This is a genomic window from Micromonospora sp. NBC_01740 (assembly GCF_035920365.1).
GTDB lineage: Bacteria > Actinomycetota > Actinomycetes > Mycobacteriales > Micromonosporaceae > Micromonospora > Micromonospora reichwaldensis.
Genome location: NZ_CP109150.1, coordinates 2,912,881 through 2,928,796 on the forward strand (window position 1 = coordinate 2,912,881; position 15,916 = coordinate 2,928,796).

The 15,916-nt window shown below is 73.5% G+C and carries 19 protein-coding genes; 9 read left to right on the forward strand and 10 right to left on the reverse strand.

What is annotated here, in order from left to right:
* Nucleotides 1-136: 136 nt before the first annotated feature.
* Together OG989_RS13735 and OG989_RS13740 are read right to left on the reverse strand one after the other, a co-directional pair.
* Entirely contained in the window at nucleotides 137-1,150 is a 1,014-nt protein-coding gene (locus OG989_RS13735; RefSeq protein ID WP_151455627.1) for an ABC transporter permease subunit, read from the reverse strand.
* Nucleotides 1,147-2,157 carry an ABC transporter ATP-binding protein gene (locus OG989_RS13740; RefSeq protein ID WP_327030705.1) on the reverse strand — a complete coding sequence of 337 codons (1,011 nt, stop codon included), beginning with the start codon at nucleotides 2,155-2,157 and terminating at the stop codon, nucleotides 1,147-1,149. Before OG989_RS13740 ends, OG989_RS13735 begins: the two co-directional genes overlap by 4 nt.
* Nucleotides 2,158-2,287: 130 nt before the next feature.
* On the opposite strand from OG989_RS13740, the gene OG989_RS13745 reads away from it, so the two are divergent.
* The gene (locus tag OG989_RS13745) at nucleotides 2,288-3,082 is read left to right on the forward strand and encodes an ABC transporter ATP-binding protein (RefSeq protein WP_327030706.1); all 795 of its coding nucleotides are present in this window, start codon (nucleotides 2,288-2,290) and stop codon (nucleotides 3,080-3,082) included.
* A gap of 81 nt (nucleotides 3,083-3,163) precedes the next feature.
* Complete coding sequence (locus OG989_RS13750; protein ID WP_327030707.1) at nucleotides 3,164-4,060, forward strand: ribokinase; 897 nt, start codon at nucleotides 3,164-3,166, stop codon at nucleotides 4,058-4,060.
* A 72-nt stretch (nucleotides 4,061-4,132) separates the two neighbouring features.
* Here OG989_RS13750 and OG989_RS13755 read toward each other — a convergent pair whose 3' ends face one another.
* Nucleotides 4,133-4,882: a hypothetical protein gene (locus tag OG989_RS13755; RefSeq protein ID WP_132240830.1), complete on the reverse strand. Its 750-nt coding sequence runs from the start codon at nucleotides 4,880-4,882 to the stop codon at nucleotides 4,133-4,135.
* A 57-nt stretch (nucleotides 4,883-4,939) separates the two neighbouring features.
* Nucleotides 4,940-5,419, reverse strand: a complete 480-nt coding sequence (locus OG989_RS13760; protein ID WP_132240829.1) for a DUF6232 family protein — start codon at nucleotides 5,417-5,419, stop codon at nucleotides 4,940-4,942.
* Between the two features lie 617 nt (nucleotides 5,420-6,036).
* On the opposite strand from OG989_RS13760, the gene OG989_RS13765 reads away from it, so the two are divergent.
* A complete protein-coding gene (locus OG989_RS13765; protein ID WP_225852309.1) occupies nucleotides 6,037-6,438 on the forward strand; it encodes a nuclear transport factor 2 family protein in 402 nt (133 codons plus the stop codon).
* Here OG989_RS13765 and OG989_RS13770 read toward each other — a convergent pair.
* Nucleotides 6,435-6,911 carry a DUF6232 family protein gene (locus tag OG989_RS13770; RefSeq protein WP_151455623.1) on the reverse strand — a complete coding sequence of 159 codons (477 nt, stop codon included), beginning with the start codon at nucleotides 6,909-6,911 and terminating at the stop codon, nucleotides 6,435-6,437. The two genes, OG989_RS13765 and OG989_RS13770, sit on opposite strands and share 4 nt — an antisense overlap.
* 99 nt (nucleotides 6,912-7,010) lie before the next feature.
* On the opposite strand from OG989_RS13770, the gene OG989_RS13775 reads away from it, so the two are divergent.
* Nucleotides 7,011-7,784 carry an enoyl-CoA hydratase/isomerase family protein gene (locus OG989_RS13775; RefSeq protein WP_327030708.1) on the forward strand — a complete coding sequence of 258 codons (774 nt, stop codon included), beginning with the start codon at nucleotides 7,011-7,013 and terminating at the stop codon, nucleotides 7,782-7,784.
* Between the two features lie 119 nt (nucleotides 7,785-7,903).
* Complete coding sequence (locus OG989_RS13780) at nucleotides 7,904-9,526, forward strand: acetolactate synthase (protein WP_327030709.1); 1,623 nt, start codon at nucleotides 7,904-7,906, stop codon at nucleotides 9,524-9,526.
* Nucleotides 9,527-9,571: 45 nt separating this feature from the next.
* Here OG989_RS13780 and OG989_RS13785 read toward each other — a convergent pair whose 3' ends face one another.
* Genes OG989_RS13785 through OG989_RS13795 form a run of 3 tightly spaced genes read right to left on the reverse strand, consistent with a single transcriptional unit; the run spans nucleotide 9,572 to nucleotide 10,770 of the window.
* On the reverse strand, nucleotides 9,572-10,006 hold the full coding sequence (locus tag OG989_RS13785) for a PLD nuclease N-terminal domain-containing protein (RefSeq protein WP_327030710.1): 435 nt from the start codon (nucleotides 10,004-10,006) through the stop codon (nucleotides 9,572-9,574).
* A 27-nt stretch (nucleotides 10,007-10,033) separates the two neighbouring features.
* Nucleotides 10,034-10,381, reverse strand: coding sequence for a DUF202 domain-containing protein (locus tag OG989_RS13790; protein ID WP_327030711.1), 348 nt, complete (start codon nucleotides 10,379-10,381; stop codon nucleotides 10,034-10,036).
* The gene (locus OG989_RS13795; protein ID WP_151455619.1) at nucleotides 10,378-10,770 is read right to left on the reverse strand and encodes a YidH family protein; all 393 of its coding nucleotides are present in this window, start codon (nucleotides 10,768-10,770) and stop codon (nucleotides 10,378-10,380) included. The genes OG989_RS13790 and OG989_RS13795 overlap by 4 nt, the downstream gene beginning before the upstream one ends.
* 40 nt (nucleotides 10,771-10,810) lie before the next feature.
* On the opposite strand from OG989_RS13795, the gene OG989_RS13800 reads away from it, so the two are divergent.
* From OG989_RS13800 to OG989_RS13815, 4 genes are all read left to right on the forward strand, one after another.
* On the forward strand, nucleotides 10,811-11,608 hold the full coding sequence (locus tag OG989_RS13800; protein ID WP_327030712.1) for a GNAT family N-acetyltransferase: 798 nt from the start codon (nucleotides 10,811-10,813) through the stop codon (nucleotides 11,606-11,608).
* A gap of 2 nt (nucleotides 11,609-11,610) precedes the next feature.
* Nucleotides 11,611-12,018 (forward strand): hypothetical protein, encoded by a 408-nt coding sequence (locus OG989_RS13805; RefSeq protein WP_151455617.1) that lies wholly within the window; start codon nucleotides 11,611-11,613, stop codon nucleotides 12,016-12,018.
* 366 nt (nucleotides 12,019-12,384) lie between these two features.
* Complete coding sequence (locus OG989_RS13810) at nucleotides 12,385-13,164, forward strand: electron transfer flavoprotein subunit beta/FixA family protein (protein WP_327030713.1); 780 nt, start codon at nucleotides 12,385-12,387, stop codon at nucleotides 13,162-13,164.
* 12 nt (nucleotides 13,165-13,176) lie between these two features.
* Complete coding sequence (locus OG989_RS13815) at nucleotides 13,177-14,136, forward strand: electron transfer flavoprotein subunit alpha/FixB family protein (RefSeq protein ID WP_327030714.1); 960 nt, start codon at nucleotides 13,177-13,179, stop codon at nucleotides 14,134-14,136.
* 220 nt (nucleotides 14,137-14,356) lie between these two features.
* Here the strand turns inward: OG989_RS13815 and OG989_RS13820 are convergent, their stop codons facing one another.
* Nucleotides 14,357-15,142 (reverse strand): anti-sigma factor, encoded by a 786-nt coding sequence (locus OG989_RS13820; RefSeq protein ID WP_151457464.1) that lies wholly within the window; start codon nucleotides 15,140-15,142, stop codon nucleotides 14,357-14,359.
* Complete coding sequence (locus OG989_RS13825; RefSeq protein WP_151457463.1) at nucleotides 15,096-15,698, reverse strand: RNA polymerase sigma factor; 603 nt, start codon at nucleotides 15,696-15,698, stop codon at nucleotides 15,096-15,098. The genes OG989_RS13820 and OG989_RS13825 overlap by 47 nt, the downstream gene beginning before the upstream one ends.
* Nucleotides 15,699-15,916 lie beyond the last annotated feature (218 nt).

Consider the following 15,916-nt stretch of genomic DNA (forward strand, 5'->3'; position numbering starts at 1 on the left):
GCGCGCCGGACCCCGCCGACCAGGGTCGGCGAGGTCGGCGGCGGTCCGGCGTCATGTGAAGGAATATTTCATCGCGGTCCGGGATGCTGCAAGGTCCTGCCGCGCTCGCGCCCGCATCGTCGACGGCGGCCGGGCGTCACATCAGGTCGCGGCGGCGGAACGCCACGAAGGCGGCGGCGACCAACGCGCCGGTCAGCCCGAGCAGCAACACCAGCGCCGGCTGCCAGGTCACCACGTAGAGGCCGTTGCAGGAGTTGGAGACCCCGTTGTCGCACGCCCGGTAGTCCCAGAACTCGACCCGGCCGTTGAGCAGGGCGGCGGCGTAGCTGGAGAGCATGTACCGGTCCACCTTGACGACCTCCAGGATCTCCATCACCAGCCGGGCGCCCAGCTCCCACACCACCAGGTAGCCGGCGATCGCGCCGAGCGCCGCCGAGGTGTGCCGGCCCAGGGTGGCGACGGCGAACCCGACCACGGTGAGCAGCAGCACCAGCAGCATGCCGCGCCCCCAGTTCGCGCCCAGCGAGCCCCAGAACTCCCCGTCGAGCCGCCCCGGCCGCCCGGCGACCTGCGCGATCAGCCAGAACGTCCCGAGGTACGCCGCCGAGGCCAGCACGGACAGCAGCGCCGTCCCGCCGAGCAGCGTGCCCAGCTTGGTGCCGAGCACGGTCATCCGCCGGGGACGCCAGAGCAGCAGGTTGACCACGCCACCGGAGTTCAGGTCGGCGCCGATGTAGGAGGCGCCGACCAGGAAGCCGAAGAGCGCGAGGAAGGCGATGAGGAAGTAGAGCAGCGGCTTGGCCTCCTCGGCGAAGGTGAACACCCCGGCGAGGTAGTCGGACGCCACGGGCGCCCGCTCCGCCAGAGCCGGGTCGACCTCGCTGCAGTCGTCGGGGACGTACTCCTGCACGTCGTCCGCCTGCACGACGCCGCGCTGCCGGTCCAGGCAGAGCTGGTGGGTGCGCTCCAGTTCGCTGCGCGCCGCGGCGGCGGACTGCTGGGCGTCGAAGACCTCCTGGGCGGTGGGCCGGTGGGAGCTCGCCAGGGTGGTCGCCGCCGTGACGCCGAACGCGAGCACCAGCAGGACGAGCATGAGCTGCACGAAGCGCCGGGCGCCGAGACGCTCCAGCTCGGCACGGACCAGGTTCACGCGTCCACTCCCCGCTCGTCGAGGTCGATCACCGGTTCGGAGGGCCCGCCGTCGGGCAGCACCGAGTCGTCCACCTGCCGGGGCAGCGTCGGGTGCGCCGCCGGGCCGGTCAGTTCGAGGAAGGCGCTCTCCAGGTCGGGCCGCAGCGGGGTCAGCTCGCGCACCCAGAGGCCCGCCTCACCGAGGGTGCGGCTGACCTCGGTGGCGTCGTCCACGTCGGCCACCACCAGGTGGTCGTCGTGCCCGGTCGCCGCCAGCCCGGCCGCCGTCAGCAGCTCCACCGCCCGCTGCGGATCGTCCACCCGCACCAGCAGCTCGTGCCGGTCGAAGCCGGCCAGCACCTCGTCGACGCGCCCGGCGGCCACCCGCCGGCCCCGCGAGATGATCGTCACGTGGTCGCAGATCAGCTGGATCTCGGCCAGGATGTGGCTGGAGACCAGTACGGTCACGCCGGCCTCCGCCAGCGAGCGCATCAGGTCCCGCATCTCCCGGATGCCGGCCGGGTCCAGGCCGTTCGCCGGCTCGTCCAGGATCAGCAGCTCCGGGTCCTTGAGCAGGGCGGACGCCACCGCCAGCCGCTGCTTCATGCCCAGCGAGTAGCCCTTGACCCGTTCGTCGCCCCGGTCCCGCAGGCCCACCTGCTCCAGCACCTCGTCGACCCGGGCGACCGGCACGCCGCCGGCCCGGGCGAGCAGGCGCAGGGTGCGGTGGCCGGTGAAGTTGCCGAAGAACTGCGGGCTCTCCACGATCGCGCCGACCCGCCCGGCCACCAGGGGCAGCCCGTCCGGCGAGGGGACGCCCAGCACCGTCATCCGACCCGCGTCGGCCCGTACCAGCCCGAGCAGGGCGCGCAGCGTGGTGGTCTTGCCCGACCCGTTGGGGCCGAGGAAACCGTGGATCTGGCCGGCCTCCACCAGCAGGTCGAAGCCGTCGACCGCCACCCGGCGGCCCTGCCGCACGCTGTGGAAGGTCTTGCGCAGCCCCTCGATCTCGATGACCGCGCTCATCCGCGCGGCTCCCTGCTCCGACCGGGCATGGACCGTCCTCCGCTTGTGGTGACCAACGACACGGCGCCCCACCCTATGGCCGGGGCGCCGCCCGTGGGGGGCGCCCCGCGTTGCGTGGTTGGATGGTCGGGTGACTGGGGACGAGGATCTGGTGGTCAGCCTCGACGGCGTCGGCGTACGCCGGGCTGGCACGGCACTGCTGCACGACGTCGACTGGCGGGTCGAGTTGGACGAGCGCTGGGTTGTGCTCGGGCCGAACGGCGCGGGAAAGACGACCCTGCTCAACCTCGCCGCCGGGCGGCTGCACCCGACCACCGGCACCGCCCACGTGCTCGGCGAGCGGATCGGCCGCACCGACGTCAACGAGCTGCGGACCCGCATCGGGCTCTCCACCGCCGCCCTCGCCGAGCGGGTGCCCGCCGAGGAGCGGGTCAGCGACGTCGTCGTCACGGCCGCCTGGTCGGTGCTCGGTCGCTGGCGGGAGAGCTACGACAGCAGCGACGAGGCCCGGGCCCGCGCCCTGCTGGGTCAGCTCGGCATCGGCGGCCTCGCCGAACGCGCCTACGGCACCCTCTCCGAGGGGGAACGCAAGCGGGTGCAGATCGCCCGCGCGCTGATGACGGACCCGGAGCTGCTGCTGCTCGACGAGCCCGCCGCCGGGCTCGACCTGGGCGGGCGCGAGGACCTGGTCGCCCGGCTGGCCGAGCTGGCGTACGACCCGGACGCCCCGGCGCTGGTGCTGGTGACCCACCACGTGGAGGAGATCCCGCCCGGCTTCACCCACGCGCTGCTGCTGCGCGAGGGCGGCGTGGTGGCGCAGGGGCTCCTCGACGACACGCTGACCGGGGACAACCTCTCCAAGACCTTCGGGCTGCCGCTGGTGGTCGAGCGCTCCGGCGACCGGTTCACCGCCCGCGCCGCCTGACCGACGCCCCGGCCCGGACGACAGCCACCGGCCGGGGTCCTAGACTTCGCCGCAGCGCAACCCGGCGGCGAGGAGGTGGCGATGCGGCAGACCCGGGTCGTCGTGGTGGGCAGCGCCAACATGGACCTGGTGGGCACCGCCCCCGCCCTGCCCCGACCGGGGGAGACCCTGCTCGGCACCGACTTCGTCATGGTGCCCGGCGGCAAGGGCGCCAACCAGGCCGTCGCCGCCGCCCGGGCCGGCGCCTCCTGCGCGTTCCTCGGGGCGATCGGCTCCGACTCGTTCGGCGTCACCCTGCGGGCGCGGATCACCGCCGCCGGGGTCGACACCGGGCAGCTCCGCACGACGTACGGCACGTCGGGCGTGGCGCTGGTGATGGTCAACGCCGAGGGCGAGAACGCGATCCTGGTCAGCCCGGGGGCCAACGCCTCGATGACCGGCCTGACCGAGCCCGAGCTGACCGCCGTACGCGGGGCGGACGTGCTGCTCGCGCAGCTGGAGATCCCGGTCGCGACGGTGACCGAGGCGGCCGTCGTCGCCCGGGCGGCCGGCACCCGGGTGGTGCTCAACGCCGCCCCGGCCGTGCCGGTGCCGCCGGAGCTGCTGGCGGCGACCGACCTGCTGGTGGTCAACGAGACCGAGGCACAGGCGCTCACCGGGCGCGGCCGGGACGAGCCGTCGGCTCTGCTCGACCTGGCGCCCCGGGCGGTGCTCACCCTCGGCGCGGAGGGCGCCTGGTACGGGGACCGGGACGGCACCGCCGTGCACGTGCCGGCGGTCAAGGTCGACGTGGTGGACTCCACGGCCGCCGGGGACGCCTTCACCGCCGCGCTCGCCGTGGCCTGGGGCGAGGGCCGGGACGTGGTCGACGCGGTGCGCTGGGCGGCGGCGGCCGGGGCGGCCTGCGCCCGCCGACTCGGCGCCTCCGTCGCGCTGCCCACCCGGGCCGAGATCGACGAGCTGTACGTCCCCGCCTGATCCGGTCGACCCACCACCCGGGGGAGTCCGTCCGACAGGATCAGCGCGACGATCCGCGACGGTGCGCGGCGGTCACGCCTCGGCGTCGTCGGTGAGCTTCTCGCCCCGGCGGCGGAGCATGCCCAGCCCGGGGATGCCGGCGACGGCGAGCTTCAGGTCGCGGGTGACGTCGAGCAGGTCGTGCAGGTCCGGGCCGACCCGGTCCAGGGTGGCCAGAATCGGCAGGATGTCCGCGGTCAGGTGCTGCTTGAGCTTCGGCAGCTCGTCGACGAGCCGGATCGCGGCGTTCACCTCCTCGTGGCTGAGCTGCTCGACGAAGCGGTTCGCCATCGGAGCGCCCCGGCGCAGCGCCGGCTCGTACGCCGTCAGCAGCTCCGCGGCGGTGGCCGCCGCCTCCGCTGCGGTGCCCACGGTGCCGGCGGCCCGTACGGCCACCGCGTCGGCCTCGGCGACCACCGCGCCGGCCGTACGGGACACCTTCTCCGCCTCGCCGACCACGACGGCCGCGGCGGCCGCCACCTCGGTGGCCGTCTCGATCGCGGTGGTCGCGGCGGCGCTGATGACGGCCACCTCCCGTACCGCGCCCTCGGCGTCGGTGAGCACCCGGTCGGTGCGGTCGAGGGTCTGCTCGATCCGGTCCACCACACCGTCGATGCGGTCCACCACGCCGTCGACCCGCTTCAGCAGGGCCTCCACCGAGTCCAGCACGGCGAACGCGCGGGCCGGCACGGCGGCGAACGAGGCCGCCGAGCCGAGGGCCTGGTCGAGGGCGGAGCGGGTCAGACCGACGACCGCGGCGGGCCGGGGGAGGGGAATCACCATGGCACCAAGTGTGCGTCGCCCGCGCCCGCACCGCCGGACAGGGCGGCGGGAGCGGGGTCAGGAGTCGGTGTACTGCTCGACCGCGCGCTGCACCGCCCGGTAGATCTGCCCAAACCGCAGCGCGTCCGGGGTGCGCAGCAGCAGCACCTCCCGGCCGTGGTGCTGGACCCAGAGCTCGTGCACCTTGCTGCCCCGCTCGTAGGAGCGGTCGAGCCAGCCGAGCGGGATCTCCAGGAAGGGGGCGAGGGCCAGCGCGCCGACCACGCACGCGGCAAGAATGATCAGCGCCAGCTGCCACTCGCCCCGGTCCTGCGCCGACCAGGCCAGCGAGAGCACGCAGACCACCGCGACCAGGGGAGGCAGCGAGAGGAGCAGGACCAGGACGCCGCGCCCCAGCACCCGCCCCCGTACCGCCAGCGTCTTCGGCCCCTGCGCATGCCAGACGTACGTCACGTCGGCGATCGCCACGGCGTGGCCCCCGGCCCGGATCGACTCCGACGTCACCTGCACCGCGTCGTCCCGGTAATAGATGGTCATCACTAAGCCTAACCACTGCGGGGCGGGTCGCGCCGCTCGCGCCGCCCGCTCCGGCGGAGGTGGCGTCGGGCGGGTCGCGCCGGGCGGAGGTGGTGCCCGGCGGGGTCATGTCGGGCGGAGATGGTGTCGCGTCGGCCCTATGGAGCTGAATCGTCTATGACATCGCCCTCTGGGTCGCTGGCGCTCGTCCCGATGCCGGACCGGCTGAGTCGTTCACGTCATCAGCTCGAAAGGACGCGCGAGGCGCATCCGCCGCTGCCGCGCGACGGGTGCGCCTGGATCCGCCTCGATCCGTTCTCCGGACCGGCGCCAACGGCAAGGCGTTGGAACGTCACCGCAAGGGTGTCCGAGCGACCCCGGAGTTGGTCCCCGGAGCCGGCCACGGCCGGGCAGCTGTCGAGCTGCCCCGTTCATGGGACCGCCCGGGGCGTGCGAGCCGGGGGCCGACTGGCGCGCCTGCCCCGTCGGGCGGGGCAGCTCGACAGCGCGGGCGGCAGGCCATCTTGCCCGACGAGGGGCCTCAAGGCCCGCGTCGCCAGCGCGTCGTCCCTGGCGGCCCGGACGTCCCTGGCGGCCCGGGCCGCCAAGGACGGCCCGGGGCGGTACCGTGACCGGTCATGACGGAGCAGGAGCGCAACGTCGAGGTGGTCCGCCGCTACCTGCGGACCTTCGTCACGAAGGACCTGGCGGAGTTGCGCGCGGTGGTCGACGAGGACGTGCTGATCTACGGTTCCGGCACGCCGGTCCGGGGGCGGCAGCACGTCGAGGGGGCTGTCACCTCGCCGGGGCTGACGGTGCTCGATCAGGAGATCGTCGAGATCTTCGCGGCTGGCGACCGCGTGGTGGTGTCGCTGGCGCAGACCTACCGGCGGGACGCCACCGGCGCGACGGCGGTGCAGAGCGCCTGCAAGATGTACCGGCTGGCCGGTGGCCGGATCGTGCAGTTCTGGGGCGAGCAGGACCTGTTCGGACTGCTGCGCGGCCTGGGCATGCTGCCGGACGGGCCGATCAGGTTCTAGCGGCGGCGGGGCGACACGGGCTGGCCCGCCTCGACGGCCCGCTGCACCGCCCGGTAGATCTGGCCGAAGCGCAGCGCGTCGCCGGTGCACAGCAGACGCACCGGCTGGCCGCGCCAGCGGGCCCAGATCTCCAGCTGCCGGCTGCCCCGGGCGTACGAGCGGTCGAGGTGCTCGAAGAGGAAGTCGGCGACCGGGCCGACCGCGAGCCCGATCAGCACCGAGGTGCCGACGATGGCGATGGTGACGGTGAGGGAGCGGTCCAGCCAGAGCGCCAGCGCGATGCCGAGGGCGGCGGCGACCAGGGGGCCGGCGAGCGCCGCGCCGATCGCGCCGCGTCCGACGAGCACCCGCCAGGACCGGCTGCCGCGTTGGTGCCAGACCATGCTGATGTCGGCCAGCCGGAAGGTCCGGCCGTCCACCCGGACGGCGGTCGAGGTGACCTGCACGGACCTGTCGTCGTAGTACGTGATCATGGCGGTACTCCCGGTGGCGGGCCTGAGACCACAGTACTTACCCCAACGATCCGGGCCGTAAGGTTGGCACGCGACTTCGACGAGGAAGTGAGGGCCAGCGTGGGCGAGTTCGTGCGGTTGGAGACCAAGGACGGCATCGGCACCATCCGGCTGGAGCGGCCGCCGATGAACGCCCTGAACACCCAGGTGCAGGAGGAGTTGCGCGCCGCCGCCGCGGCGGCCACCACCGACCCGGGCGTCCGTGCCGTCATCGTGTACGGCGGGGAGAAGGTCTTCGCGGCCGGCGCGGACATCAAGGAGATGGCCGACATGTCCTACGTGGACATGGCGGACCGGGCGGCCGGCCTGTCCAGCGCGCTCGGCGCGATCTCCCGGATCCCCAAGCCGGTCGTCGCCGCGATCACCGGCTACGCCCTCGGCGGCGGCTGCGAGCTGGCGTTGGCATGCGACTGGCGGGTGGTGGCCGAGGACGCCAAGCTCGGGCAGCCGGAGATCAAGCTCGGCATCATCCCCGGCGCGGGCGGCACCCAGCGGCTGGCCCGCCTGGTCGGCCCGGCCCGTGCCAAGGACCTGATCATGTCCGGCCGGATGGTCGACGCCCAGGAGGCCCTGCGGATCGGCCTGGCCGACCGGGTCGCGCCGGCGGCCGAGGTCTACGACACCGCGGTCGAGCTGGTCCGCCCGTACCTCACCGGCCCGGGGCAGGCCCTGCGCGCCGCCAAGCTCGCCGTCGACGCCGGTCTGGACATGGACCTGAACTCCGGCCTGGCCTGGGAGAGCCAGCTCTTCGCGGCGCTGTTCGCCACCGACGACCGGCGAGAGGGCATGGCGGCGTTCGTGGCGAAGCGCAAGCCGGACTTCACCGGTCGTTGACCGGCCCCGGGCCGGCGGGGTGACCCGCCGGCCCAGGCATCGAGTCGAGAACTGTTCACATTCCGCCTACCGGTGAGTAGCGTGTGACTCCGGCCATGCGGACGAAGGGAAGAGCGGCGATGACGGAGCGGATCGAAGGTCACGGCGGGGAGCTCGCACTCGCGGCGCTGCGTGCGTACGGGGTGCGGGAGATGTTCACCCTCTCCGGCGGGCACGTCTTTCCGCTCTACGACGCCGCGCACAAGACCGGCTTCCCCCTCTACGACGTACGGCACGAGCAGTCGGCGGTCTTCGCCGCCGAGGCGGTGGCGAAGCTCCAGCGCCGACCCGGCCTCGCCGTGCTCACCGCCGGCCCCGGCGTCACCAACGGCATCTCGGGGCTGACGAGCGCGTACTTCAACGCCTCCCCGGTGCTGGTGCTGGGCGGCCGGGCCCCGCAGTTCCGCTGGGGCTCGGGCAGCCTCCAGGAGATGGACCACCTGCCGCTGGTCGCCCCCGTCACCAAGCACGCCGAGACGGTGTTCAGCCCTGACGACATCCCGCGCGCGGTGACCGCGGCGCTGACCGCCGCGCTCACCCCGCACCGGGGCCCGGTCTTCCTCGACTTCCCCCTCGAGGCGGTCTTCTCGGTCTCCGACGCCGAGCTGCCCGCGCTGCCGGGCATCGCGCCGGTCGAGCCCGACCCCGACGAGGTGGCGAAGGCGGCCGGCCTGGTCGCCGCCGCGAGCCGCCCGGTGATCATCGCCGGCTCCGACGTCTATGCCGGGGACGCGGTCGACGCCCTGCGGGCCGCCGCCGAGTCGCTCCAGGTGCCGGTCTTCACCAACGGGATGGGTCGGGGCGCGCTGCCGCCGGAGCACCCGCTCGCCTTCGCCAAGGCCCGTCGCGTGGCGCTGCGGGGCGCCGACGTGGTCGTGGTGATCGGCACCCCCCTCGACTTCCGGCTCAGCTTCGGCGACTTCGGCGACGCCCAGGTGGTGCACATCGTCGACGCGCCCAGCCAGCGGGCCGCGCACGTGCAGCCGGCCGCCGCCCCCGCCGGCGACCTCCGGCTGATCCTCACCGCCCTGGCCGACCACCCGGGCGACCGGGCCGACCACGCCGACTGGATCGCCGAGCTGCGTACCGCCGAGGACGCCGCGAAGGCCCGCGACGCCGAGGAGATGTCCGCCGAGACGGACCCGATCCGGCCCGCCCGGGTCTACGGCGAGCTGCGCAAGGTGCTGGCCCGCGACGCCATCACCATCGGCGACGGCGGCGACTTCGTCTCGTACGCCGGCCGCTACCTGGAGCCCGCGCAGCCCGGCACGTGGCTCGACCCCGGCCCGTACGGCTGCCTGGGCACCGGCATGGGCTACGCGATGGGCGCCCGGGTCAGCCACCCCGACCGGCAGATCTGTGTCCTCATGGGCGACGGCGCGGCCGGCTTCTCGCTGATGGACGTGGAGTCCCTCGCCCGGCAGAAGCTGCCGGTGGTGATCGTGGTCGGCAACAACGGCATCTGGGGGCTGGAGAAGCACCCGATGCGGGCCATGTACGGCTACGACGTCGCCGCCGACCTCCAGCCGGAGCTGCGCTACGACCACGTCGTGAGTGCCCTCGGCGGGGCCGGCGAGACGGTGGCGAAGGCGGGCGACCTCGGCCCGGCGCTGCGGCGGGCGTTCGACGCCGGCGTGCCGTACCTGGTCAACGTGCTCACCGACCCGGCCGACGCGTACCCCCGCTCGTCGAACCTGGCCTGAGCCGGGCCCGCTGCCGTCGCCGGGAGGCCGGCGACGGCGGCGGGCTCAGGACGCGGGCGTGGACCCCTCGGGCCGGTCCTCCTCGCGCGGCGGCTCGCCGTCGCGGCGGCGCATCTCGTCCTCGCGGCGGCGCAGGTCCTCCTCCCAGCGGCGGAACAGCTCGCCGTCCTCGCGCCGGGAACGCTCGCCGAGCGAGCGGAGGAACTCGGGGTCGTCGTCGGGGGCGACCGGGCGGGGCCGTTCCCGGGGCGGTAGGAGCCGGCCCTTCGGCGTTCCGCCGGCGAGCTGCCCGGGGACGCGCTCGCGCCCGGCGGCGAACCAGGCGAGGGAGCCGAGCAGCGGGAAGAACAGGATGATCAGCACCCAGGCGATCCGGGGCAGGGCTTTGATCTCGCCCTCCTCGGCGGAGAGGCAGCTGATCAGCGCGCAGACGGCGAGGACGATCTGCACGACGAAGAGGAGGACGTAGAACCGGGCCATGCGTCAATCATGGCGCACCGGGCCCCGTCAACCCAGGCCGCTCGCCGCCAGGAGGGTGCCGAGCAGCGCGAAGCCGGCCGTGGCGAGGGCGACCAGGGGCAGCGACCGCCCGTAGCCGGGGAACGGACCGGTGCCGGTGGCCCGCCGCCAGCAGACCGCCAGCGCCGCGCCCCAGCCCAGCACGGCGACCCCGGCGACCAGCGCGCCGAGCGTCCCGTCGGCGGCCGGGCCGGTGAGCGCGAGCCGCACGGTCAGCACCATGATCACGGTCAGCGCCAGCGCCGTACGCCGCCAGGCCAGCCGGGTCCGCTCGGGTTGCAGCCCGGGGTCGCGCGCCGGCCGGTCCCGCCGTGGCGGCTCCGTCTGGTGGCTCACGGGCCGCCGACCGCCCGGGCCAGCACGGCCGCGACCAGCAGCAGCGCGCCGAGGCCGACGGCGAGGGCGAGCACCGCCGGGAAGCGCGAGGCGGGCAGCTCCTCGCCGAGCCGGATGGCCCGCTCCGTACGCGCCCAGTGGTCGACCGCCCGCACGGCGACCGTGCCGCCCAGCAGCAGCAGTGCGACGGCGATCGCCTCGCGCAGGTGCGCCAGCGGCAGCGGCGGCAGGAACTGCGCGGCGGCCAGCCCACCCGCGACCAGCGCCAGCCCGGTACGCAGCCAGGCCAGGAAGGTCCGCTCGTTGGCCAGCGAGAACCGGTAGTCGGGGGTGCTGCCGACCGCGCGCAGTTCGCGCGGGTCGAACCATCGCCTGATCGCCTGCCACACGTGGCTATTATCCGTTTCCGTCCGGTCGTAGCCTGGTGCGGTGACGGATCTTGACGTGACGACGCTGCGGAAGACCTACGACGACCAGTTGCGGGCGCTGGTGCCCGACCCGTTGCCGGCCGGGGTGGCGGTGGAACGGGACGGCCCGCTGATCCGCATCCTCGGCCTCGACCACGGCGGTTTCCTCACCTACCGCGACCTCGGCGGGCTCAGTGGCGCGGCGCTGGACGCGCTGATCGCCCGGCAGGTGGAGATCTTCCGGGCGCGCGGCGAGTCGGTCGAGTGGAAGCTGCACGGCCACGACGAGCCGGCGGACCTGCCGGACCGGCTGCGCGCGGCGGGATTCGTGCCGGAGGAGCGGGAGACCGTGGTGATCGGGCTGGTCGCGCCGCTCGCCGCCGCGCTTCCGGTCGTCCCCGAGGGCGTACGCCTGCGCGAGGTGACCGCCCGGGCGGACCTGGACCGGATCGTGGCGATGGAGGAGGCGGTCTGGAACTCCGACCGCAGTCACCTGGCGATCGCCCTGGAGAAGGAGATCGCCGCCGACCCGCAGTCGATCACCGTGGTGGTGGCCGAGGCGGGCGACGAGGTGGTGAGCGCGGGTTGGGTGCGGTACGTGCCGGGGACGGGGTTCGCCACGCTGTGGGGCGGTTCGACGCTGGCGCCGTGGCGCCGCCGGGGCATCTACCGCGCGCTGGTCGGCCATCGGGCCCGGCTGGCGGCCCAGCGCGGCCGGACGTTGTTGCAGGTGGACGCGTCCGACGACAGCCGGCCGATCCTGGAGCGGCTCGGTCTCGTCCCGGTCACGACCACCACCCCGTACGTCTACACTCCGTGATCATGGAGCAGCGGTTGACGGCCGAGGAACGGCTGACCCTCAAGACGGGCGCGTTCGGGGCGGTGTTCCTGGTGGCCAACGCGGATCCGGGGATGCTCGCCCTGTTCCGGGAGAGCTTCGCCGCCTCCGGTGCGATGGCCGACAGCAGCGGGGTGGTGAAGGAGGCGCTGACCAGCGGTCCGCTGCCGAAGTTGCCCCGGGACTCGGCGCTGGAGATCGAGGCGGTGGTGCTGCCGGCGCTGGGCAGTTCCGTGCGGATTCTGCGGGAGAAGTCGCCCGGGGACGTGGCGGGCTACCGCGAGGTCGTGCTGTCCGCTGCCGAGCGGGTGGCCGCCGCGCACCGGGGGGTGGCCCCGGCCGAGGCGGCGGTCATCGAGCGGATCCGGGACGCGCTCGATCAGCCGGCGTGAGCCGGGTCGGCGACCAGAGCGCCCGGACGGTGGCCCGGACGCAGCGGTCGCGGAGCCGGCCGCAGGCGCACCGGTACGCCTCGGGCCGCGTTCGGCGGCAGCGGTGCCGCGGGACGTCGGGACGACCTTCGCTGGCCTTTTCTGACATTTCGTGACACCTCCCGATTCGTCAGATTACCCGCCCGCGGGGCCGTTCGTGAGCTGTGTCACCCTGAGGTTGCCGGAGGCGGATGCTACTGGCAGGTAACATTGCGCCGTGGGCAACTGCACAGCACCGCGCGGTTGACCGGCGTCAACGGACGCGCGAGGCTGCGCCCCAGACCGGGCGAGCGATCGCAACACCAACAGGAGGGTCGTCGAAGCGCGATGAACATCGTCGTACTCGTCAAGCAGGTGCCCGATTCGGGCGCGGACCGCAGCCTGCGTGCTGACGACAACACCGTCGACCGCGGTTCGGCGAACAACGTGATCAACGAGATGGACGAGTACGCCATCGAGGAGGCGTTGAAGATCAAGGAGGCGCACGGGGGCGAGGTGACGGTTCTGACGATGGGTCCGGACCGGGCGACCGAGTCGATCCGTAAGGCGCTGTCCATGGGTCCGGACAAGGCCGTGCACGTGGTGGACGACGCCCTGCACGGGTCCTGCGCCGTGGCCACCTCGAAGGTCCTCGCTGCCGCGCTCGGTCAGTTGAACGCCGATCTGGTGTTGTGTGGCAGCGAGTCGACCGACGGCCGGGTGCAGGTCCTGCCGCACATGCTCGCCGAGCGGCTGGGCATCGCGGCGCTGACCGGCGCCCGCAAGCTCACCGTGGACGGCTCGACCCTGACCGTGGAGCGGCAGACCGAGGAGGGCTACGAGGTGGTCACCGCCACCGCGCCCGCCGTGGTCTCCGTCTGGGACACCATCAACGAGCCGCGCTACCCGTCCTTCAAGGGCATCATGGCCGCCAAGAAGAAGCCGGTGCAGACGCTCTCCCTGGGTGACCTCGGCGTCGCCCCGGCCGAGGTGGGCTTCGAGGGCGCGACCAGCGCCGTGCTGGAGCATTCGAAGCGCCCGCCGCGTTCCGGTGGGGCGAAGGTCACCGACGAGGGCGACGGCGGCGTGAAGCTGGTCGAGTTCCTCGCCACCGAGAAGTTCGTGTGAGGGGTTGGGGTCATGTCTGAGGTTCTGGTCGTCGTCGAAGCCACTCGGGAGTTCGGCGTCAAGAAGGTCACCCTGGAGATGCTCACCCTCGCCCGCGAGTTGGGCACGGCGAGCGCGGTCGTGCTCGGTGGCCCCGGTGCCGCGGAGGCGTTGAGCGCCAAGTTGGGTGAGTACGGCGCGGAGAAGATCTACGCGGCCGAGAGCGAGGAGATCGACGGCTACCTGGTGGCCCCGAAGGCGACCGTGGTGGCCGAGCTGGTCTCGCGCGTGCAGCCGGCGGCGGTGCTGTTGGCGTCGTCGCAGGAGGGCAAGGAGATCGCTGCCCGGCTGGCGGTGAAGTTGGACAACGGCATCCTGACCGACGTGGTCGGCCTGGCCGCGGACGGCACTGCCACGCAGGTGGCGTTCGCCGGTTCCACGATCGTGAAGTCGAAGGTGACCCGTGGTCTGCCGCTGGTGACGGTCCGGCCGAACTCGGTGAATCCGGTCCCGGCGGCGGCCGCTCCGGCGGTCGAGCAGCTGACCGTCGCGGTGGCGGACACCGACAAGCTGGCCAAGGTCGTCGACCGGGTCGCCGAGCAGAAGGGCTCCCGCCCGGAGCTCACCGAGGCCGGCGTGGTTGTCTCCGGTGGTCGTGGTGTGGGTAACGCCGACAACTTCAAGCTGGTCGAGGAGCTGGCCGACCTGCTCGGCGGCGCCGTGGGGGCGTCGCGCGCGGCTGTGGACTCCGGCTACTACCCGCACCAGTTCCAGGTGGGCCAGACCGGCAAGACGGTCTCCCCGCAGCTCTACGTCGCGCTCGGTATCTCGGGTGCGATTCAGCACCGGGCCGGTATGCAGACCTCGAAGACGATCGTCGCGGTCAACAAGGACGGCGAGGCGCCGATCTTCGAGCTGGCCGACTTCGGTGTGGTGGGCGACCTGTTCAAGATCGTCCCGCAGGCCGCGGACGAGATCCGCAAGCGCAAGTGAGCTGACGTCCGTCCGAGTGAGGGCCGGGAACCGTGGCGACGGTTTCCGGCCCTCGCCGTTTCTCCGGCCGCCGGAACGAGCCGCCGCAAGCTGGCCCCAGACGCGACTGGCGGCCAGAGGATGGGCACCGAACCATCGGGGGCTGAGCCCGCGGGAACCGCCGGCCGGGGCCGGCGATGGGAGCTGATCGGCGGGCCGGGGAGCTGAGCCGGCCCGCCGATCAGCCCGTCAGGGTGCCCCTCACCAGGCTCTTGCCGGAGTGGGCGGTGTTGTTGTCGTACGTCTCGGCGGAGACGTCGACAACCGAGTATGCCTCAAGGTCCACGTTCGGCGGCAACGGCAGCAACTCGTCCGTCGCGTCGCCGAGCACGCCGACCGAGAACATCTTCATGGTCCGCGGGTCGATGAGCCACACCTCGTAGTACCCCGGGACGTCCGGGAGATTCGCCAGGTGCAGGTGCAGCCGGCCGTCGTCGAAGACCCGGGCCTTGCCGTTGGCGTCCGGCGGCGTCTCCCCGTACGCCTTCAGCGGCGCGCTGGCCAGCACCACCCGCTGCGGGGCGGGCTCCGGCGTCGACCCGGTCGCGTCGAGCACGGCGACGGTGCCGACGACCCCGATCGCGGCGGCGGCCACCGCCGTCGCGGCGGTCACGGCCCAGCGCGACCAGCGCCCACGCCTCGGCGCGAGGAGCACCCCGCCCGACCGGTCGGACGGCCGTTCGCCCGAGGGGCGCTCGTCGGGCGACCGCTCGGCGCGCGGCCCGGGCAGCGCCGGGAGGGTCTGCGCCGCGCGGATCTCCGTGACGATGCCCTGCCAGACGTGCTCCGGCGGATCGGGCAGGTCGTGCAGGCCCTGGGCGTCGGCGCCGAGGCCGGCCACGTGCTGGAGGGTCTCCATCTCGGCCCGGCAGTGCGCGCAGGTGTCGAGGTGGGTGTTCTCTCCGGCGTCCGCCTCGGTCTCACCGAGCGCCAGGAAGACCAGCCGGTCGTGGTCCAGGTGCGGCACCGTCCACCTCCCATCTGCGTTTCAAGCTCGCCATGCCGCGCCGGATGTGACTCTTGACCGTGCCGAGCGGCACCCCGGTCACCGTCGCGATCTGCTGGTGGGTCAGGTCGTCGAAGAACGCCAACTCCAGCATCCGCCGCTGGTCGTCGGGCAGTCGGGCCAGCTCGTCGGCGACCACCAGCCGGTCGACCACCGTGTCCGGATCCGGGCCGGTCGGCGCCGACTCCGGCAGCTGCCGGACCGTATCGACCACCCGGGTCTCCCGCGCGGAGGCTCGCAGCCGGTCGACCACCTTGCGGCGGCCGATGCCGAGCAGCCAGCCGACCAGCGAACCCTTGGCCGGGTCGAAGGTCTCCCGCCCCAGCCAGGCGGCGACGAAGGTGGTCTGGGTCACGTCCTCCGCGTCGCTGCGGTTGGCCAGCGTGCTGGTGGCCAGGTGCAGGACCGCCCGGCCGTACCGGTCGTACGCCTCCCGCAGTGCCCGTTCGTCGCCCGCACGGAAGCGGGCGGCGAGGTCGTCCTCGGGTGGGTACGGCTCCTGCCGTGCCGCTGTCACAGGGCGGCTCGCCTTCCAGGGGGCATGCCCGACTGTAGCTCCCACAGCCATCGCCCCCACCTCCGGTCGGTCTGGTCTCAGCAGCTCTTCGCTCCGCGGGCGGCTCTCGGATGCGGCTCCGCCGGACGAAAAGAAGTTGCCTCCGGTCGCATCCGGCGGCGGTGGACCGGGCGTAACTCGTTTTGCACACCAGGCCTGACGAACCAGCACCAATCATC